Origin of the sequence: Marinobacter sp. G11 (assembly GCF_021282325.1) — a bacterium.
GTDB classification, from domain to species: domain Bacteria; phylum Pseudomonadota; class Gammaproteobacteria; order Pseudomonadales; family Oleiphilaceae; genus Marinobacter; species Marinobacter vinifirmus.
In genome coordinates, this window is sequence record NZ_JAJSPB010000036.1 from 15,202 (window position 1) to 33,490 (window position 18,289).

General features: G+C 60.4%; 22 protein-coding genes. 14 read left to right on the forward strand and 8 right to left on the reverse strand.

Annotated features, from left to right (window positions below; genetic code table 11):
* Window positions 1-7 precede the first annotated feature (7 nt).
* Both LWH94_RS16870 and dsbG read left to right on the forward strand, forming a co-directional pair.
* Window positions 8-817 carry a TlpA disulfide reductase family protein gene (locus tag LWH94_RS16870; protein WP_232902990.1) on the forward strand — a complete coding sequence of 270 codons (810 nt, stop codon included), beginning with the start codon at window positions 8-10 and terminating at the stop codon, window positions 815-817.
* 15 nt (window positions 818-832) lie between these two features.
* On the forward strand, window positions 833-1,612 hold the full coding sequence (gene dsbG / locus LWH94_RS16875) for a thiol:disulfide interchange protein DsbG (protein WP_232902991.1): 780 nt from the start codon (window positions 833-835) through the stop codon (window positions 1,610-1,612).
* Here the strand turns inward: dsbG and msrB are convergent.
* Window positions 1,609-2,028, reverse strand: coding sequence for a peptide-methionine (R)-S-oxide reductase MsrB (gene msrB, locus LWH94_RS16880; RefSeq protein ID WP_232902992.1), 420 nt, complete (start codon window positions 2,026-2,028; stop codon window positions 1,609-1,611). The genes dsbG and msrB overlap by 4 nt on opposite strands.
* A 10-nt stretch (window positions 2,029-2,038) precedes the next feature.
* Window positions 2,039-2,689 carry a peptide-methionine (S)-S-oxide reductase MsrA gene (gene msrA, locus LWH94_RS16885; protein ID WP_232902993.1) on the reverse strand — a complete coding sequence of 217 codons (651 nt, stop codon included), beginning with the start codon at window positions 2,687-2,689 and terminating at the stop codon, window positions 2,039-2,041.
* A 173-nt stretch (window positions 2,690-2,862) separates the two neighbouring features.
* Between msrA and LWH94_RS16890 the strand changes: the two genes are divergently transcribed.
* A complete protein-coding gene (locus tag LWH94_RS16890; RefSeq protein WP_199458141.1) occupies window positions 2,863-3,837 on the forward strand; it encodes a metallophosphoesterase in 975 nt (324 codons plus the stop codon).
* 5 nt (window positions 3,838-3,842) lie between these two features.
* On the opposite strand, the gene LWH94_RS16895 is transcribed toward LWH94_RS16890, so the two are convergent.
* The 5 genes from LWH94_RS16895 to LWH94_RS16915 form a co-directional block, all read right to left on the reverse strand.
* Complete coding sequence (locus LWH94_RS16895) at window positions 3,843-4,325, reverse strand: CDP-archaeol synthase (protein ID WP_232902994.1); 483 nt, start codon at window positions 4,323-4,325, stop codon at window positions 3,843-3,845.
* 23 nt (window positions 4,326-4,348) lie between these two features.
* Window positions 4,349-5,725 carry a class II fumarate hydratase gene (locus tag LWH94_RS16900; protein WP_022988327.1) on the reverse strand — a complete coding sequence of 459 codons (1,377 nt, stop codon included), beginning with the start codon at window positions 5,723-5,725 and terminating at the stop codon, window positions 4,349-4,351.
* 44 nt (window positions 5,726-5,769) lie between these two features.
* Window positions 5,770-6,753 carry an acrylyl-CoA reductase (NADPH) gene (acuI, locus tag LWH94_RS16905; RefSeq protein WP_232902995.1) on the reverse strand — a complete coding sequence of 328 codons (984 nt, stop codon included), beginning with the start codon at window positions 6,751-6,753 and terminating at the stop codon, window positions 5,770-5,772.
* Between the two features lie 96 nt (window positions 6,754-6,849).
* Window positions 6,850-8,370, reverse strand: coding sequence for an acetaldehyde dehydrogenase ExaC (gene exaC, locus LWH94_RS16910; RefSeq protein WP_232902996.1), 1,521 nt, complete (start codon window positions 8,368-8,370; stop codon window positions 6,850-6,852).
* 130 nt (window positions 8,371-8,500) lie between these two features.
* Window positions 8,501-9,856 (reverse strand): WS/DGAT domain-containing protein, encoded by a 1,356-nt coding sequence (locus LWH94_RS16915; protein WP_232902997.1) that lies wholly within the window; start codon window positions 9,854-9,856, stop codon window positions 8,501-8,503.
* A gap of 339 nt (window positions 9,857-10,195) precedes the next feature.
* Between LWH94_RS16915 and LWH94_RS16920 the strand changes: the two genes are divergently transcribed.
* Together LWH94_RS16920 and LWH94_RS16925 are read left to right on the forward strand one after the other, a co-directional pair.
* Window positions 10,196-11,119, forward strand: a complete 924-nt coding sequence (locus LWH94_RS16920) for a hypothetical protein (RefSeq protein ID WP_022988331.1) — start codon at window positions 10,196-10,198, stop codon at window positions 11,117-11,119.
* Window positions 11,120-11,203: 84 nt separating this feature from the next.
* The gene (locus LWH94_RS16925; protein WP_232902998.1) at window positions 11,204-11,953 is read left to right on the forward strand and encodes an FFLEELY motif protein; all 750 of its coding nucleotides are present in this window, start codon (window positions 11,204-11,206) and stop codon (window positions 11,951-11,953) included.
* Window positions 11,954-11,956: 3 nt separating this feature from the next.
* On the opposite strand, the gene LWH94_RS16930 is transcribed toward LWH94_RS16925, so the two are convergent.
* The gene (locus LWH94_RS16930) at window positions 11,957-12,235 is read right to left on the reverse strand and encodes a polyhydroxyalkanoic acid system family protein (protein WP_232902999.1); all 279 of its coding nucleotides are present in this window, start codon (window positions 12,233-12,235) and stop codon (window positions 11,957-11,959) included.
* Window positions 12,236-12,351: 116 nt separating this feature from the next.
* Between LWH94_RS16930 and ubiE the strand changes: the two genes are divergently transcribed.
* The 9 genes from ubiE to LWH94_RS16975 all read left to right on the forward strand — a co-directional run.
* Window positions 12,352-13,134, forward strand: coding sequence for a bifunctional demethylmenaquinone methyltransferase/2-methoxy-6-polyprenyl-1,4-benzoquinol methylase UbiE (gene ubiE / locus LWH94_RS16935; RefSeq protein WP_058341856.1), 783 nt, complete (start codon window positions 12,352-12,354; stop codon window positions 13,132-13,134).
* Window positions 13,134-13,775, forward strand: a complete 642-nt coding sequence (locus LWH94_RS16940) for a ubiquinone biosynthesis accessory factor UbiJ (RefSeq protein WP_232903000.1) — start codon at window positions 13,134-13,136, stop codon at window positions 13,773-13,775. The genes ubiE and LWH94_RS16940 overlap by 1 nt, the downstream gene beginning before the upstream one ends.
* Window positions 13,772-15,415, forward strand: coding sequence for a ubiquinone biosynthesis regulatory protein kinase UbiB (gene ubiB, locus LWH94_RS16945; RefSeq protein ID WP_232903001.1), 1,644 nt, complete (start codon window positions 13,772-13,774; stop codon window positions 15,413-15,415). The genes LWH94_RS16940 and ubiB overlap by 4 nt, the downstream gene beginning before the upstream one ends.
* A gap of 27 nt (window positions 15,416-15,442) precedes the next feature.
* Entirely contained in the window at window positions 15,443-15,859 is a 417-nt protein-coding gene (gene hisI, locus LWH94_RS16950) for a phosphoribosyl-AMP cyclohydrolase (RefSeq protein WP_232903002.1), read from the forward strand.
* A gap of 12 nt (window positions 15,860-15,871) precedes the next feature.
* Window positions 15,872-16,201 carry a phosphoribosyl-ATP diphosphatase gene (locus LWH94_RS16955; RefSeq protein ID WP_022988338.1) on the forward strand — a complete coding sequence of 110 codons (330 nt, stop codon included), beginning with the start codon at window positions 15,872-15,874 and terminating at the stop codon, window positions 16,199-16,201.
* A gap of 86 nt (window positions 16,202-16,287) precedes the next feature.
* Entirely contained in the window at window positions 16,288-16,515 is a 228-nt protein-coding gene (tatA, locus tag LWH94_RS16960; RefSeq protein WP_022988339.1) for a Sec-independent protein translocase subunit TatA, read from the forward strand.
* 11 nt (window positions 16,516-16,526) lie between these two features.
* Complete coding sequence (tatB, locus tag LWH94_RS16965; protein WP_022988340.1) at window positions 16,527-16,976, forward strand: Sec-independent protein translocase protein TatB; 450 nt, start codon at window positions 16,527-16,529, stop codon at window positions 16,974-16,976.
* Window positions 16,973-17,755, forward strand: a complete 783-nt coding sequence (gene tatC, locus LWH94_RS16970; RefSeq protein WP_022988341.1) for a twin-arginine translocase subunit TatC — start codon at window positions 16,973-16,975, stop codon at window positions 17,753-17,755. Before tatB ends, tatC begins: the two co-directional genes overlap by 4 nt.
* Window positions 17,755-18,289, forward strand: a 535-nt coding sequence (locus LWH94_RS16975) for a 16S rRNA (uracil(1498)-N(3))-methyltransferase (RefSeq protein WP_232903003.1), incomplete at its 3' end; no start/stop codon positions are given. The genes tatC and LWH94_RS16975, both read left to right, overlap by 1 nt.

The following is an 18,289-nucleotide window of genomic DNA, read 5'->3' on the forward strand; positions in this document are numbered from 1 at the left end:
AGATTGCATGCTGAGCGTTAATATCGGGCCGTTGGCCCTGTCATTGGGGCAAGCGCTGTTAATGGGTGCTTTCCTGATCGCCCTGATTGTCGGAGCGATTATGGGCCACAAAGAGCGAATACCCATTGCCGGGCCATTGTCGGACATTTTCTTGGCGGCCATGGCGGCTGCACGAATTGGCTTTGTGATCCGCTACTTCGAGCATTATCAGGACGATCTGGTGGGCATCATCGACATCCGTGACGGCGGTTTTGAAATGGTTGCGGGCATCGTTGGCGCTCTGGCCATGGTGGCTTGGAAACTCTGGCGCCACCCGCCCATCCGGCGAGCTTTGGGCAGTGCTGCCGCGGCGGGTCTGCTGACCTGGGGTTCGGTGACGCTGCTGGTCAACTTGATGGAGAGCCAGGCCCGAGCCGTGCCGGACGTCGCATTGGCACACCTGAACAACCGGCCGGCCAGTCTCGCGGAAATAGCGGATAACAAGCCCATGGTGGTCAACCTCTGGGCCAGCTGGTGCCCGCCCTGTATTCGGGAAATGCCAATTTTGCAGAAAGCACAGCAGAACAACCCGGACATCACCTTTGTGTTTGTGAATCAGGGTGAGCAACCGGAAACGATCCAGCAGTTTCTCCAGCAATATGAGCTGTCGCTGGACAATGTGTTAACTGACACCTCAGCCATGATGGGCCGCACCACCGGCAGCCATGCTCTGCCCACCACTCTGTTTTACGATGCCCAAGGCCGGCAGGTAGACGCCCACCTTGGCGAGCTGTCTGCCGCCTCGCTGGCCCACAACCTTGAACGTTTTGATCGATAGTAACTGGAGTCATTCATGAAGCGCATGAACACTTTGCTTAAACCTGCGCTGATCAGCGCCTCGCTGATGAGCCCGAGCCTGCCGGTGCTGGCAGACAATTACCCGGCCGCTGTGCAGCATTTGATTGATCGCGGAGTATCAATCGATGCCCGTTTTGAGGCACCTGATGGCATGACCGGTTACGTCGGCAATATGCAGGGCCGACCGGTGGCTTTTTACCTGACCCCTAACAAGGAGCATGTGGTGGTAGGCCCGATGCTGGCGGCCAATGGCGAGAACCTGACCGAACCGAAGATTCAGGAATTGGTGCTCGGCCCCCAGAATGACAAAGCATGGGCCCAGTTAGAAGACGCCGACTGGGTGCTCGACGGCGACCCGGACGCACCGGTGATCGTGTACACCTTTACAGACCCCAATTGCCCGTTTTGTCATCGTTTCCGCCAATCCGCTGAGCCTTGGGTAGAAGCCGGCCGTGTGCAACTGCGCCATATCATGGTGGGTATTCTCAAAGACGACAGCCTGCCCAAAGCAGCAACGATCATCGGTTCCAGCAACCCGAGCGACACACTTACTGAAAACCAGGACAGCTATTCAGATGGTGGCATTCAGATTGATCGTGAGTTGGTCAGCGCTAACGCCAAACGGGTACAAGCTAATAACCAGCTGATGGGCAATCTCGGCCTGAGCGCCACCCCAAGCACATATTTCCGCGACAGCAACGGTAACGTGCAGATGAAGCAGGGTGCCCCCCGCCCCAACGAGCTGCCGGAAATAATGGGCAGCGAAAAACCCTAATCCCGGAAAACCATAGAAATGGAATTCAGACAGTAACGCTGACCCGTAGGCGGCGGCCCATCCGGGAACACGTGACCTTGATGGCTGTCGCAGCGGGCACAACAAATTTCCGTGCGGGTCATGCCCAAACTGGTGTCTTCGATATAACGAAGGTGCTCGGGATCAAACGGTTGAAAGAAGCTGGGCCAACCGGTTCCGGAATCAAATTTGGCATCAGAGCCGAATAACGGCAGGTCACACAGACGGCAGTGATAGACACCGGTCTTCTTGTTGTCCAGCAAGGTACCGCAAAACGGATGTTCCGTTCCGTGGTCCAGCAAGACCCGCTTTTCGTCATCGGTCAGCCCAGCGGCTTTTTCTTCCACCTGTGCTTTGCTCAGGGGCGTTATGTCATAGCCCGCAGCAGACATACTCATAGAATTCTCCTCATGCCAGGTCCGGGTCGTCCTGACTGATTTCAGGTTTTAGCCGGTCCGGCCATGCGCTGGCCAGCTTTTCCATCTTCGGGGCGGCTACGGCCATGATATAAGGCTGGTACGGATTACGGGCCGCAAAGTTCTGGTGGTGCGCCTCGGCCGGGTAAAACGCCGTCAGCGGCTCCAGGGTGGTAACCACCGGTGCCGGGTAAACGCCGGTCTCATCCAGTTGCCGGATGTAGGCCTGCACCAGCTGCTTCTGGGCACCGGTTTCATAGAATACGGCAGACCGGTACTGGCTGCCGATGTCGTTGCCCTGCCGGTTCAGCTGGGTCGGGTCGTGGGCCACCGAGAAAAACACCCGCAGCAGTTCGCCGAAACCGACCTTTTCCGGGTTGTAGTGCACATCTACCACTTCAGCATGGCCGGTGCTGCCGGAACAGACCGCCTCATAATTCGCTGTGTCAGCCGAACCACCGGCATAGCCGGATTCAACCCGGGTAACTCCGTCGATAGCCAGGAACACCGCTTCCACGCACCAGAAGCAACCACCGGCCAGCACCACATGGGCTTCGCTGCCGGCTTCAGGCAGTTCCTGTTCCGGGGTCGGGAACCGGCTGCGCGGCACATTCAGGCCCGGAATATTGCAGCTTTCGGTCATAGTTTGTCTCCAGTTTCTGGTTGCACAGGTTATACCCGTGTATACGACCACCGATGATAAACAGACACAACCGCAACATGAAATTATGTCAGGGCGGTTGCACATGCCCTGTCAGCCACCATAATGAAAACAGGGGCCAGCGATAAGACCCCGCTCGGCATCAGGGAAACAGCATGACAGCAAAAGTCCGCGAACCGGAAGATCAGGACGAGCTTCTCCATTACCGCCTAAGCCTTCGGCTGGGGCCGGTACACGCCCGCCAGCGCCTGGGCATCGAGCAGGAATCCGAAGCCCTGGTTCTGGGCCGCGACAAGCGATCATTTCACCTGGAAAACCTCGCCAATGCGCCGGGTTTCATCCGTTTTTGCCTGCAGTCGGTCGGTCTGTTTAACCGGGCCCAGAGCAACAGCCGCAAACTGCGAACCGCCCACAACAGCTTCGTGCTGCCAGACCTGCCCGAGGCCTTTGAAGGTTTCAGGATACTGCACCTGACCGACCTGCACGTGGATATGGACGAGCAGAACCTGCAAGCCGTCATCCGCCAGATTGAACCACTGGACTACGACCTGTGCGTACTGACCGGCGATTATCGCCAGCGCACCTGGGGCCCGGTAGATGCCGCCCTGGCGGGCATGGAAAAGCTCCGAGAGGCAATCCGGGGAGACACCTACGCGGTGCTGGGCAACCACGACAGCGTGCGCATGGTTCCGGCACTGGAAGACATGGGCTACCGGTTGCTGATGAATGAAATGGTGCCACTGGAACGGGAACAGGCCAGGATTTACCTGGCCGGAGTAGACGACGCCCATTACTACAAAGTGCACAACCTACACCGGGCCGGCGACGACATTCCCGCAGGCGGTATCAGCCTGCTGCTCAGCCACACGCCTGAAATCTGGCGCGAAGCGGCCCACGCGGGCTATGACATGTTTTTATGCGGCCACACCCACGGGGGGCAGATCTGCCTGCCCGGCGGCATTCCGGTCACCCTCGACTCCGACTGTCCCCGCAGGCTCGGCAAGGGCTCCTGGCAGGTGAACGGTATGCAGGGGTATACCTCCCCGGGGGCGGGAACCTCGGTGCTGAATGTGCGGCTGAACTGCCCGCCGGAAGTGACACTGCATACCCTCACCCGGGGCCCGGCCTGAGGCCCTCAGTGAGGCTGCTTGCGGATACCCAGCCGGAACAGCAGCGGCGACACCACCACGTTGGCAATGGCAAACAGCACAGCCACCACAACCGCCTGCCATAACGCCAGCGGCAACCAGTACCAGGCCATCAGCATGGGCAACAGGGCTTCCGGCAACTGGTCCAGCCAGAGGGCGCGGGCACTGGAATCCAGCCCGACCCGGCGCTTGAGAAAGCTGCTGAGCAAGTCCCCCAGTAACGCCAGAAATCCGAATAACGCTCCGAAGATCCAGCCCAGCCCCAGCCAGGCCGCGAATACCAGGCACGACAGCACACCGGAGGCTAGCCCGCGCCAGGTTTTGCTGTGGCCGAACACTGGCCGGCCGTCATGCCAGAGCCGGTCACCATCCACCGGCCAGTCCCAGCGATGATGCAGCAGCCGGGCCACCACCACCGGAGAACCGTTGGCCAGAACCAGCATGACAAACAACTCCAGCGACAACAGCACGGGCTACCTCCGGCGGGACTGGCTCAGGCGAGCCCTCCACGGGTCAGCTTGAGCGGATCCATCAGTTCTTCCAAACGCTGACGGCTCAGGCCACTGCGTTCTTCCGCCACATCAATCACCGGCCGGCCTGTGCGATAGGCTTCCTTTGCAATGTCCGCCGCCAGCGCATAGCCGATCTCCGGGTTCAGGGCCGTCACCAGCACCGGGTTGCGCCCCACACCGGCATTCAGGTTATCGGCATTGACCGTAAAGCCCTGAATGGCCTTGTCGGCCAGCATGGTTGTGGCATTGGCCAGCAGGCCGGTCATATCCAGCAGGTTGGCGCCCACCAGCGGCAGCATCACGTTCAGCTGGAAATTGCCGGACTGGCCGGCCATGGCCACGGCGTTATCCAGCCCCATCACCTGGGCTCCGACCATGGCCACCGATTCCGGAATGACCGGGTTCACCTTGCCGGGCATGATACTGCTGCCCGGCTGCAGCGCCGGCAAGCTGATCTCTGATAAGCCATGAATGGGGCCGCTGTTCATCCAGCGCAGATCGTTGGCGATCTTGGTCAGTACCACCGCAAGCCCCCTGAGCTGGGCCGACAGTGCCACCGGCGCGTCCACCGCACTCTGGGCTACGAACTTGTGGTTGAGGGATCGAAAACTGTAGCCACTGTTTATTTTCAGGAACTTGATGAACTGCCCGGCAAACTCGGAAGCGGCATTTACCCCGGTGCCTACCGCCGTTCCACCCTGGGGCAGGTCTGCCAGCTCGTCCATCGACGCTTCAAGCCGTTTTTCAACTGCTGCCAGCTGTTCCCGCCAGGTTTTCAGTTCCTGGCCAAGGGTAACGGGCATGGCATCCATCAGGTGGGTTCTGCCGGTTTTCACCTGCCCTGCCAGCTCACCCTCGCGCTGGTAAATCACCCCGCGAAGGTGCGAGATGGCTGGCAACAACTTGTTCTTTACCGCCAGCACCGAGCTGATGTGAATGGCCGTGGGGATCACATCGTTCGAACTCTGGCTCATGTTCACGTGATCGTTCGGGTTTACATCCACCCCTTGTTGCCGGGCGATAGCGGCCACCACCTCGTTCACGTTCATATTGGTACTGGTGCCAGACCCGGTCTGGTAGCGGTCAACCGGAAACTGGTCGGCAAACTCACCCATGCTCAGCCGACCGCAGGCCTGCACAATGGCGTCCCGACAGGGCGCATCCAGCAAGCCCAGGGAAGCATTAGCCTGGGCGGCAGACCATTTCACCAGCACCACCGCCTTGATGAAATCGGCCGGCATGGGCTGGCCGCTGACCGGAAAGTTGTCGATGGCCCTTTGAGTCTGGGCGCCCCAGAGGGCCTCTGCGGGTACTGCCACTTCGCCCAGACTGTCCTGTTCGGTTCTGTAGTCGGTCACTTGATCTCCCTGCTCCGTTGCTCTTGCGTCCGACCAGTATAAAGCTAACCGGCCACCGGAATCACAATGCGACCTCGGATCTTGCCATCCATCAGCCGGCCAGCGGCGTCGATGGCATCATTAAAGGCCACTTCGGTGATCATGCTGTCCAGCAGTTCCGGAGACAGATCCTCGGCCAGGCGCTTCCAGGCATACACCCGGTCCCCTTTCGGGGCCATCACACTGTCGATGCCGCACAGGGTCACGCCACGCAGGATGAACGGAGCCACGGTTGCCGGAAAATCCATGCCGGCTGCCAGGCCACACGCGGCCACTACCCCGTGATACTTCATACCCGCACACACATTGGCCAGCACCTGGCCACCGGCCACATCCACCGCACCGGCCCAGGTTTCCCGGGCCAGCGGTTTGCCCGGCTCACTCAGCTCGGCCCGGTCCAGAATCTGTTTGGCGCCCAGGGATTTCAGGTAGGCTTCCTCTTCAGGGCGGCCGGTTACCGCAGTGACTGAGTAGCCCAGCTTCGCCAGAATCGCGACCGCCACACTGCCGACACCGCCGGTGGCCCCGGTCACGAGGATGTCGCCGGATTCAGGCTTAACACCGTGTTTCTCCAGGGCGATGACACACAGCATGGCCGTATAACCCGCGGTGCCGATGGCCATGGCCTGGCGAGCCGTGAACGGCGCCTGCAGCGGGATCAGCCAGTCACCCGAAAGCCGGGCTTTCTGGGCTAAGCCGCCCCAGTGTTTCTCACCTACTCCCCAGCCATTGAGAACCACTTCGTCTCCGGCCTTGAAGTCAGGATTAGACGATTCGGTCACCACGCCAGCCAGGTCGATGCCCGGAACCATCGGATAGGTCTTGGCGATGGGCGCACGGCCGGTAATAGCCAGGCCGTCCTTGTAGTTCAGGGTGCTGTACGCCACATCCACGGTCACATCGCCTTCCGGCAACTGCGCTTCATCGACGGATTTGAGAGAGACCTGCTGGTCACCCCGACTGCCTTCAATCAGGATTGCTTTGAACATTCGGATTCAGCCCTCCAGGGGTTAATGACATCTGTTGAACCGGGTATACCAGAAATACCGGGCCGCGGAAAACCGCAGCCCGGAAATGAGGAGCAATCAGAAGAACCCGAGAGGGTTGGTGTCGTAGCTGGTCAACATACACTTGGTCTGCTGATAGTGTTCCAGCGCCATCTTGTGGGTCTCGCGGCCAACACCGGACTTCTTGTAACCACCGAAGGCCGCGTGGGCAGGGTATGCGTGGTAGCAGTTCATCCAGACCCGACCGGCCTGGATATTGCGGCCCATGCGGTACGCAAGATTGGTGTCGCGAGTCCACACGCCGGCACCCAGACCAAACTCGGTGTCGTTGGCAATGGCCAGGGCTTCTTCCTCGGTCTTGAAGGTGGTGACACCCACCACCGGCCCAAAGATTTCTTCCTGGAACACGCGCATCTTGTTGTCGCCCTTGAACAGGGTCGGCTGGATGTAGAAACCGTTATTGAACTCGCCTTCCAGATGCTCGCGGTCACCGCCGGTCAGCACAACCGCGCCTTCCTGACGACCGATTTCCATGTACGACATGATCTTGTCGAACTGCTCCTTGGATGCCTGGGCACCCACCTGAACGTCGGTATCCAGCGGGTTGCCACGCTTGATGGCCTTGGTGCGCTCAACCACTTTCTGCATGAACTCTTCGAACATGTCTTCCTGAACCAGTGCCCGTGACGGGCAGGTGCAGACTTCGCCCTGGTTGAAGAACGCCAGAACCAGGCCTTCCACGCACTTGTCGACAAACTCAGGCTCAGCCTTCATCACGTCGGAGAAGTAGATATTCGGGGACTTGCCACCCAGCTCAACCGTGGACGGAATAATGTTTTCGGCTGCACACTTGAGGATGTGCGAGCCCACCGGGGTGGAGCCGGTGAAGGCAATCTTGGCAATACGCTTGCTGGTAGCCAGGGCCTGGCCGGCTTCCGGGCCATAGCCATTGACGATGTTAAGCACGCCCGGCGGCAGCAGGTCGCCGATGATTTCCATCAGCACCAGGATGCTGGCCGGGGTCTGCTCGGCCGGCTTCAGCACCGTGCAATTACCGGCAGCCAGGCACGGGCCCAGCTTCCAGGCCGCCATCAGCAGCGGGAAGTTCCAGGGAATAATCTGCCCCACTACACCGAGCGGCTCGTGGAAGTGGTACGCCACGGTGTTGTGGTCGATCTCGCCCATATGGCCTTCCTGGGCCCGGATACAACCGGCGAAGTAACGGAAGTGGTCAGCCGCCAGCGGGACATCGGCATTCAATGTTTCACGAACCGCTTTGCCGTTGTCCCAGGTCTCCGCCACCGCCAGCTTTTCGAGATTGGCCTCGATGCGATCAGCAATTTTCAGCAGGATGTTGGAACGTTCTGTAGGGGATGTCTTGCCCCAGGCCGGTGCCGCCTTGTGGGCGGCGTCCAGTGCCAGGTCAATATCCTCGGCAGTCGAACGGGGCACTTCACAGAACACGGCGCCGGTGACCGGGGTAATGTTGTCGAAGTACTGGCCTTTTACAGGCGCCACCCACTCGCCGCCAATGTAGTTTTCGTAGCGGGATTTGAAGGAAACAACGGAGCCTTCGTGTCCGGGTTGTGCATAGATCATGACTTCTGCCTCTTTGTTGTGATTGTCGCAGGGCAACGCAGCCTTTTGCGTTAACACAACAAAGGTAGACCCAATCCGGAAGGTTTGTAGGCAGACGCAGCAAGAATCGGCTAAGCCAATGGTCGTATGGTCAGTCCAGCTGATCCAGTTCCGCCAGGCAATCCTCCAGAAACGCCGCAGGATCCGCCATCACCGCCTCATCCGCCACAACGCCAAACTGCACCTGCCCGGCATAGCTGACAATGCTCACACCCAGGCCGATATTCCCGGCCTGGGGCACCCAGAACATCTGCTCGGTAATGGGGCAACCGGCCAGGTAACGGGTTTCCGGGGTGCCCGGTACGTTGGAAACCACGGCCGAGGCCTTGCGAAAGAATAGATCGGCCAGGGGTTTGCGGCCGATGTCGGGCAACAGGGAGGCGCAGGCAGTCAGGCCCCAGGCCAGGCCTGGTTGCCAGCTCTTCTTGAGTTTGCGGGTTTCATGCTTGATGCGGAACAACCGCTCCAGGGCGCTTTCGCCATCCACCGGCAGTGGCACAAACACGGTACCGAAACAGTTGCCGGGCTCGCCGGCTTCGGGCTTGATGCCTTCGGGCAATCGGGTGCGGATGTCTACCGGCACGGCGGCGTGCATCACCGCATCGTCCAGCTGTTCCGGTGTCATGCCCAGCCGCGGGCGTACCGCTGCCGCCACACAGGCCAGCAGCACATCGTTGATAGTGGTGTGGGTTTGGTGGGCAATGGTGCGGAAGCGCTCCAGCGGCACCGGGGCCGACCAGCGGCAGTTGCGCCGGCCGGCCAGTGGCTGCTTGAGAGCTGACGGCGAATCTTCTTCCTCGGCCAGGAACTCGCTCAGCTCATGCACCAGCCGCGCGCCGTTCTTCACAGTGCGGGCCGCCAGGGTTTGCTCCGGGCCGGGCTCCGGCCGTTCTGAACCCGGCTGTGCGGTGGTGCCATAGCGGGCGAGCTGGGCACCGAGCCAGTGTTGGGCGGCTTCCAGCCAGCGCCCTGCCCGGGGCTGCTCCGGCGCGCCGTATACCGCCGGGTACTGCCGGGGCGAGGCCGGGCACAACTGGTCGAAAATACTCAAAAGCGACAAACCATCGGCATAGCAATGGTGCAATCGCAGCAGCAGGGCAGCGCCGCCTTCGGCGTTAGGGGCCAGCCAGAATTTCCAGGCCGGGCGATAAAGTGGCAGGGGTTCGTTCAGTCGGGCAGACACCCAGTCCTGCAGCTGGTGCTGGTCAAACCGGTCCAGCGCCACATCCAGGTGGTGCGCCACATTAAAGGTAGCGTCCGGCTGCCAGTACCAGGCCGGGGCTTTCCACACCGGGCGGCAACCAAAGCGTTCCCAGGCCGACCAGTAAACCTCAAGAAATTCCCGGAAACGGCCGGCGGTCAGCCCGTCCACCCGGAGCATGATGGTGATGGTCATGGGGTTGTCCGGCCGTTCCAAAGCCAGCCAGGCCGAATCCGAAGGCAGCATGAGATGCGAGTGCTCTTGGTTCAAACCTGAAGGTCCCCGGTCAGTAAACTGGTGAAAAGCCAATCCGGCATTGTGCCAGAGTCGTTCATCCGGCTCCATCGTGTGGATACCGCTCACAGGCTTACAAAAAGTTACACGTGATTAACTGTTCGCTTCTATACTCGTTATATGGCTTGATGCAATGGTTATAAACTGAACGACGCAAAGCCTGATTGGCCCCGAATCACCAAAAATCCGGGCACTGGTGCCACTACACCCGCACGCCGATCGGGGTACAAAAGGTAAACCGGCTATCCAATTCCAAAAAAAGCCTGAAGCTGTGCCGGGGGGAGATAAACAATGAAAGCCAGTCATGTTCGCAAGCTGATCAAACCCATCGAAAACGCCTATTCGGAAATGTTTTCCGGCCGGGTATTCCGGGTTGGCAAGGGCGCTGTGTCTGTGCGGAACCACAGCGGCGCGGCAGAACAGACCGTGATCGGCGTACACGGCTTTCTGGAAAACCACTGCTACTTCACCCAGGCCTACGACGCCCCCACAACCGAACTGATCCTGCTCACTTGCAGCAACTACCACATACCGGTGAATGGCGTAACGCCTGAAACTCCGGACTGGGAAGTGCCCATCAAACACCTTGAAGGCACCATCGAATACGATGCCTGCATCCTGAACCAGGCCTTGCAGAACCTGCCCACCACCCGCAACATCCGGGTGCACGGCCATTCCCGGGGTGGCGCGGTTATTCTGGAAGCCATCCGCCAGTGGCCGGAACTCTATGAAGACGCGGAAGTCGTGCTGGAAGCCCCGGTACTGCCCCAGGGTAAACTGCACGCCCTGGTCACCACGCTTCTGGAACCGGTCAGCCACGGTATGTGGCCCTGGTTGATCCGCCTGATCAACAGTGCCCCGCAGTCGGCCTATGGCCAGACCTTCTTCGGCAAGATGAACCCGCGCAAGCGCCAGCTGCTGGGCAAACTGTTCTACGCCACCAAGGATCACCTCACCATTGTTCGCAACATCGAGAACATCATGGAGTGGATGGCCCGCACAGACAGTTCCGTGTACCAGCACGTGCGCCATGGCACCTTCCTGATTCCCGGCACCGACCGCATTCTGGACCGTACCGCCATGCTGGCCAGCGCCCGCACCAGCCCTACCACCATGCGGATTGTTGAAACCGGGGCACCCAGCCACTTCATCACCCTGGACAGCAAGGAATGGGTGCCGGGCTTTGAAACCCTGCCTGCCGCCGCACAGGGCTGAATTCCTGGCCCCGATTCCGGGTGCACCGGCTGCGGGGCTCCGTTAAACTGCGCGGTTTCAGGTTCAGTGTGATGGAGTCCCGGCATGTATCGTGAGCGCCTGGTCGCAACGGAAGTGCAGTCAGAAAACGCCCACAGGCTCAAGCGCCTGCTGCTTGAGTACCACGACTTCCGGCAACTGAAAGCTGCCAGCCCGCTGCTGGACGACACCCGCCGGATTGCCGACTGGCAGGCCGAGCGCCTGAAAACTACCCACCAGGACCTGTACCGCCACCCCGGCTATCACACCGGCCTGGAATTCCTGCTGACTGACCTCTACGCCCCGGCCGGCATGACCCGCCGCGATGACAACATCGACCGTGTATTCCCGAAAATGGTGAAGTGGCTGCCCGACCACCTGCTGGCCACCTTTGCCGGCCTGGTCGAATTGAACCTGCTGACCCAGAGCCTGGACCTGGAACTGGCCGAATGGTTTGACCGGCAAGGCATGGATACCGGCTCGATCACCCCTGCAAGCTGGTGCGAAGGCTACCGGGCCAGCGGGCAACTTCCGGCACGGCACCGGCAACTGGAACTGGTGTCCGATACCGGCCAGCAGCTCGACCGATATGTACGCAACCGCACCCTGGGCTGGCTGCTGTCGATGACCCGGGGGCCGGCGGAAATGGCGGAACTGGGCGATTTGCACAGCTTTTTGCACCGGGGTTACAGCGCTTTCCGGAAAATGGACAAGGTGGATCTGTTGATCGAGCGGCTGATCAGCCGGGAAAGGCAGGTAATGGCGAACATACTGAAAGGCCACCCGGAGCCGTTTACGCTGCCGGGTGACCTGTAGCGGTCAGCCCTGGATGATCTGGTCCAGCTGGGAATGAATTTCCTGCTCGATGCGGGATTTGAACGGCCGCAGCATCATGCCCAGTTCCAGGCGGATATGCAGGTCGGTCTCGGCAATGTCCAGCTGGCCTTTCACGCCGCTGCGCTTGAATTTAAGCAGGTCGCCTTCCCACTGATAGTTAACGTCGAACTGCCGGGACAAGTCCTTGGCCAGGGTTTCGGCGGCCTCTCGGGCATGGGCCTTGTCCAGGGAATGGGCGCGATGGATATCGATAACAGACATGAATCAGTTTTCTCGGTGATTTGGAAACGGTTTTACAGTGTAAGCCGGCAATAAACTTGTAGCCAACCCCTCAAAGGTTAGAATACCAACCTTAGATTCTGACAGGACGAACACCCATGAGCGAGCAGCAAGCACCGGGCACTCCCGGCAACGGCCAGGACGACGTCACCCATTTCGGGTTCCGCGATGTACCGAAGAGCCAGAAAGCCAGCCAGGTAGCCCAGGTTTTCCATAGCGTGGCCGGCAAATACGACCTCATGAACGACCTGATGTCGATGGGCATCCACCGCCTGTGGAAGCGCTTCACCATCGAGCTCAGCGGTGTTCGCCCCGGCCACCAGGTGCTCGACATTGCCGGCGGTACCGGCGACCTGACCATGAAATTCTCCGACCTGGTAGGCCCGTCCGGCAAGGTAGTACTGGCCGATATCAACGCCTCCATGCTGCAGGTAGGCCGCAGCCGCCTGACCGACCGGGGCTATGCCGGCAACATTGAATATGTCCAGGCCGATGCCGAACACCTGCCGTTCCCGGACAACAATTTCCAGGCGGTTTCCATTGCCTTCGGCCTGCGTAACGTCACCGACAAAGACCAGGCCCTGCGCGACATGGCCCGGGTACTGAAGCCCGGCGGCAAGCTGATGGTGCTGGAGTTTTCCAAGCCCACCAACCCGCTGTTGAGCAAGGCCTACGACACCTACTCCTTCACCGCCCTGCCGCTGATGGGCCAACTGATTGCCGGTGACAGCGAGAGCTACAAGTACCTGGCCGAGTCCATCCGCATGCACCCGGACCAGGAAACCCTGAAAGGCATGATGGAAAACGCCGGCCTGGTGAACTGCAAGTACTACAACATGACCGGCGGCATCGTGGCCCTGCACGTGGGAATCAAGCCCTGATGTTTCCCGGCCCTACCCTGCTGTCTGCAATCAGCGCCATTCTTGAAGCTGCGCTGAACCGGGCCCTGGAGCTGGATCCTGCCGGCCACAAAGCCCTGATGCAGGCACTGGCAGGGCCGGTTCAGTTCAGCCTGACCGCGCCGGTGGCCATGAACTGGACCCTGGAACCCGTGGCCGACAGGGTACAGGTACGCAGCCAGCCGGCAGACGACCCTGCACTGGAGATCAGCGGCCGGCCGGTTGCCTTCGCCGCCCTGGCGCTGGGTGATGACCGGGTCTTTGCCGACGAGCGCCTGCAAGTACAGGGCGACACTGCCCTGGCCCACCAGTTCCAGCGGGCCCTGAACCAGCTGCAGCCCGACTGGGAAGCCGCCATGGCCCGGCACATCGGCGATGTGCCCGCGCACTTTCTGGGCCAGCGCATCAGGAATGCCGCGAAATGGAGCCGGCAGGCGGTCAGCACCATGAACGCCAACGTGGAGGAATACATCCACGAAGAAAGCCGCACCCTGCCCGGCCGGCGCGAACTGGAAGCCACCTTTCAGGACATCGACGAGCTGAACCTGCGCACCGAGCGGCTGGAAGCTCGCCTGAACCAGCTGGCAGCACCCGGTAGCAATAACGATACGGAGACCCTGTGACCCGCCTGCAACGCCTGTTCCGAATTGCCTGGGTATTCTGCCGCTACCGGCTGGACACGTTTCTGCCCCTGTCGGAACTGCCCACGCCCCTGAAAGTCTTTTTCCTGCTGGCGCCCTGGCATCTCTTCCCGCAACCGAAGCTGAGCCGCGGCGACCGCCTGCGCCTGGCACTGGAAGAGCTGGGGCCGGTATTCGTCAAGTTCGGCCAGATTCTCTCCACCCGCCGGGACCTCTTGCCCGACGACATGGCCGAATCCCTGAAACAGCTTCAGGACCGGGTGCCGCCCTTCCCCAGCGACCAGGCCCGGGGCATTATCGAGAAGTCCCTGGGTGCCCCGGTGTCAGAACTGTTTGCGGAATTCAGCCCGGACCCGATGGCCTCGGCCTCGGTAGCCCAGGTGCACGCCGCCACCCTGCCCAATGGCCAGAAAGTGGTGGTCAAAGTGCTGCGCCCCGGCATCGAAAGGGTTATCCGCCAGGACCTGGGCCTGATGTACCTGATGGCCGGGCTGCTGGAAAAGTACTGGTCTGAAGGCAAGCGCCTGCACCCGGTGGATGTGGTGGCCGACTACGATGCCACCATCCACGACGAACTGGACCTGCAGCGCGAAGCCGCCAACGCCAGCCAGCTGCGCCGCAACTTCGAAAACTCCAGGCTGATCTACATCCCCTTCATCGACTGGGATTACACCAGCAAGTCCGTACTGGTGATGGAGCGCATCCACGGCATTCCCATTGCCGATGTGGATACCCTGAGAAACGCCGGCGTAAACATGAAGGTACTGGCTGAGAAAGGCGTCGAGATCTTTTTCACCCAGGTGTTCCGGGACAGCTTCTTCCATGCCGACATGCACCCGGGCAACATCTTTGTGGACATTTCCAGCCCGGCGGACCCGAAATACATTGCTATCGATTTCGGCATTGTCGGCACCCTGGCCCCGGACGATCAAAGCTACCTGGCCCGCAACCTGCTGGCGTTCTTCCGCCGGGATTACCGCCAGGTGGCGCAGCTGCACATCCAGTCCGGCTGGGTACCGCCGGATACCCGGGTGAACGAATTCGAAGCCGCCATCCGTACTGTATGTGAGCCTATTTTCGAGCGGCCGCTGAAAGACATCTCCTTCGGCCACTTTCTGTTGCGCCTGTTCCAGACCGCCCGCCGCTTCAATATGGAAGTGCAGCCGCAGCTGGTGCTGCTGCAGAAAACCCTGCTGAACGTGGAAGGCCTGGGCCGCCAGCTGTACCCGGACCTCGACCTGTGGAGCACGGCCCAGCCGTTCCTTGAGGACTGGATGCGCAAACGCATCGGCCCGGCCGGCCTGGTCAAGTCGCTGCAAACGCACCTGCCGTCCTGGCTGGAGCAGTCTCCGGAGATGCCGCAACTGGTGCACGATGCCCTATTACAGCTGCGCGGCAGTGGCCCGACCGAAGAGCAGAACCGGGCAACACTGGAGCTGATGAAGCAACAGCAGCTTCGCAGTGAACGGCGCTGGCGCCGGGGCTTTATCGCCGCCGTACTGGCCGTTATTGCCGTGGGCAGCAGCCATCCGCAAGCACAGCAACTGGTCACCGACATGCCGGTGTGGAGCTGGGCATTGCTTGCGGCAGCCGCAGGCGTCATGCTCCGGGGTAGCCGGTGAACACAAAGATTTTCAGGATTCACACAAATGCAAGATTCCCCCGATAACGTCGTACAGCCTGACTGGCTGGACGACATCAAATGGACAGACGACGGCCTGATACCGGCCATCGCCCAGGACGCCGGCAACGGCGACATCCTGATGATGGCCTGGATGAACCGGGAGTCCCTGGCATTGACCGTTCAGGAAGGCCAGGCGGTGTACTGGTCCCGTTCCCGCGGCAAACTCTGGCGCAAAGGCGAAAGCTCCGGGCACCAGCAGGTGCTCAGGGATATCCGCCTGGACTGTGATGCCGATGTAATCCTGCTGAAAGTGGAACAAAAAGGTGGCATTGCCTGCCATACTGGCCGGCGCAGCTGTTTTTACCGGACCCTGAAAGATGGCCAGTGGGTAAGTGCCGAACCGGTACTGAAAGACCCGAACGCCATCTACGGCAGCAACTGAGGAGCAGACACCGTGAGCGATGTACTGGAGCGCCTGGCGCATGTACTGGAAGCCCGAAAAGAGGCAGACCCGAACACCTCCTATGTGGCCAGCCTGCATGCCAAGGGCCTGAACAAGATTCTGGAGAAGGTTGGCGAGGAGTGCACGGAAACCCTGCTGGCCGCCAAGGATGCCGAACATTCCGGACAAACCCGGGATGTGGTATACGAGACGGCAGACCTGTGGTTCCACAGCATGGTCATGCTGTCGAGCCTGGGCCTGGGCCCGCAGGATATCCTGGATGAGCTGGCCAACCGGTTCGACCTCTCCGGCCTGGAAGAAAAAGCGTCACGGCAATCCTGAGGGAGTACCCCTAACGGGGATTTCCGCCTGAGGTAATCGTTGGCGTACAATGTCACGTAACAGAAACAATTGAACGAGGAACCCTCATGGGTATCAGTATCTGGCAACTTCTTATCGTACTCGGCATCGTTATCCTGTTGTTCGGAACCAAGAAACTGCGCAATATCGGCTCCGATCTCGGCGGTGCTATTCGTGGCTTCAAGAAGTCCATGAGCGACGAAGAAGAAAAGAAGCAGGCTGACCAGGATAACCTGGAGGGCCAGCAAGCCGAACAGGCCCAGGCCGAAGAAAAGCCCAAGGAAAAGCAGAGCTGAGCAACCACTGAATGTTCGATATCGGCTTCATTGAGCTGCTGATCTGCGGCATTATTGCCCTGCTGGTGCTGGGCCCTGAACGGCTGCCCGGCGCTGCACGGGCGGCTGGCCGCTGGATTGGCGGCGCCCGGCGCATGGTTGGCCAGTTCACCTCGGAGCTGGACCGCGAGCTGAAAGCCGAAGAGTTGCGCAAGGAGCTGAAAAAAGCCGGCGATGTCGGCCTGGATGATGTGCAGAAGACGGTCAAAGGCGCCCTGGATGAGGCCAAGAAGTACGAGCACATGATCCTGGACGACGGCTCCAGGAAAACCCGCCCGGCTCCCGCTACCCGCCGGGTTAACAAGCCGGAGGAAAGCAGCCCGGATTCGGCGACAGCCCCGGCGGATCAGGGAAACACCACATCCAGCGCCGACGCCGAGCCCGGCCCATCGACTGAGAGTTCACCGGATCATCGTTCATGAATGCCAAGCCAGACGGCAATCAAGCGTCTTCTGAACAACAGGAGATGCCCCTGATCGAGCATTTGCTCGAGCTGCGTAACCGATTACTGAAAATGGTGCTGGCAGTGATTATCTGCTTCGCCGTTATCTACCCATTTGCCAACGATCTCTACCTGCTGTTGTCCCAGCCCCTGAGGGAGTTGTTGCCGGTGGGCCAGATGATGATCGCCACCGACATCACCTCGCCGTTCTTTGCGCCCCTGAAACTGGCCCTGGTGCTGGCAGTGTTTGCCGCCATCCCGGTCATCCTGTACCAGCTCTGGAGTTTTGTGGCGCCGGGCCTGTACGCCCATGAAAAGCGGCTGGCATTCCCGCTGCTGTTCACCTCGGTCATCCTGTTCTATGCCGGTGCCGCCTTCGCCTACTTCGTGGTGTTTCCGCTGGTGTTCGGTTTCTTTACCGCCATCGGCCCGGAAGGCATCGTGGAACTGCCGGACATCACCAGCTACCTGAACTTCGTGCTGAAGATGTTTTTCGCCTTTGGTGTGGCGTTCGAGATTCCCATTGCTACCGTACTGTTGATCCTCACCGGCGCCACCACGCCGCAGGATCTCGCGGCCAAGCGTCCCTACGTGGTCGTCGGCTGCTTCATCATCGGCATGCTGCTGACCCCGCCAGACATCATTTCCCAGACTCTGCTGGCGGTGCCTATGTGGATTCTGTTCGAGTTTGGCATCATCTTTGGCCGCCTGGCCTATCGCGAGCGTGAACAGGCCGCCGAAGACGAACCGGAAGCCTGATGAACCTGGCCCTGCTGCTGGACGAAGACTTCGTCAGCCCGGACCGTGCCCGGCTTCAGGGTCGCCGGCTGCAACACCTGAAAACCGTACTCAAGGCCAGTGCCGGCGACCGCATTCCGGTGGGCCGGGTCAACGGCCTGATGGGGTACGGTGAAGTCCTCAAGCTGAACGACTCCGAAGCGGAACTGCAGCTAACGCTGGACACCCCGCCACCGGCCGCCCTGCCGCTGACCCTGATCCTTGCCATGCCACGCCCCAAGATGTTCCGCCGGGTACTGCAAACCTGCGCCTCTCTGGGCGTGAAAGATATCTGGCTGATCAACAGCTACAAGGTGGAAAAGAGCTTCTGGCAAACGCCCTGGTTGTCAGACGACAACCTGAGGGAAAACCTCACACTGGGCCTGGAACAGTCAAAGGACACGGTGATGCCACAGGTGCATATCCGCAAACTGTTCAAACCCTTCGTGGAAGACGAATTACCGGCATTGCTGGAAGGAAAACGGGCACTGGTCGCCCACCCCGGCATGGCAGCCC

Bases quoted from the DNA above. Each gene is read 5' to 3' on its own strand.
- LWH94_RS16870 (WP_232902990.1), top strand. From the start codon at position 8: ATGCTGAGCGTTAATATCGGGCCGTTGGCCCTGTCATTGGGGCAAGCG.
- dsbG (WP_232902991.1), top strand. From the start codon at position 833: ATGAAGCGCATGAACACTTTGCTTAAACCTGCGCTGATCAGCGCCTCG.
- msrB (WP_232902992.1), bottom strand. From the start codon at position 2,028: ATGAGTATGTCTGCTGCGGGCTATGACATAACGCCCCTGAGCAAAGCA.
- msrA (WP_232902993.1), bottom strand. From the start codon at position 2,689: ATGACCGAAAGCTGCAATATTCCGGGCCTGAATGTGCCGCGCAGCCGG.
- LWH94_RS16890 (WP_199458141.1), top strand. From the start codon at position 2,863: ATGACAGCAAAAGTCCGCGAACCGGAAGATCAGGACGAGCTTCTCCAT.
- acuI (WP_232902995.1), bottom strand. From the start codon at position 6,753: ATGTTCAAAGCAATCCTGATTGAAGGCAGTCGGGGTGACCAGCAGGTC.
- exaC (WP_232902996.1), bottom strand. From the start codon at position 8,370: ATGATCTATGCACAACCCGGACACGAAGGCTCCGTTGTTTCCTTCAAA.
- LWH94_RS16915 (WP_232902997.1), bottom strand. From the start codon at position 9,856: ATGCTGCCTTCGGATTCGGCCTGGCTGGCTTTGGAACGGCCGGACAAC.
- LWH94_RS16920 (WP_022988331.1), top strand. From the start codon at position 10,196: ATGAAAGCCAGTCATGTTCGCAAGCTGATCAAACCCATCGAAAACGCC.
- LWH94_RS16925 (WP_232902998.1), top strand. From the start codon at position 11,204: ATGTATCGTGAGCGCCTGGTCGCAACGGAAGTGCAGTCAGAAAACGCC.
- LWH94_RS16930 (WP_232902999.1), bottom strand. From the start codon at position 12,235: ATGTCTGTTATCGATATCCATCGCGCCCATTCCCTGGACAAGGCCCAT.
- ubiE (WP_058341856.1), top strand. From the start codon at position 12,352: ATGAGCGAGCAGCAAGCACCGGGCACTCCCGGCAACGGCCAGGACGAC.
- LWH94_RS16940 (WP_232903000.1), top strand. From the start codon at position 13,134: ATGTTTCCCGGCCCTACCCTGCTGTCTGCAATCAGCGCCATTCTTGAA.
- hisI (WP_232903002.1), top strand. From the start codon at position 15,443: ATGCAAGATTCCCCCGATAACGTCGTACAGCCTGACTGGCTGGACGAC.
- tatA (WP_022988339.1), top strand. From the start codon at position 16,288: ATGGGTATCAGTATCTGGCAACTTCTTATCGTACTCGGCATCGTTATC.
- tatB (WP_022988340.1), top strand. From the start codon at position 16,527: ATGTTCGATATCGGCTTCATTGAGCTGCTGATCTGCGGCATTATTGCC.
- tatC (WP_022988341.1), top strand. From the start codon at position 16,973: ATGAATGCCAAGCCAGACGGCAATCAAGCGTCTTCTGAACAACAGGAG.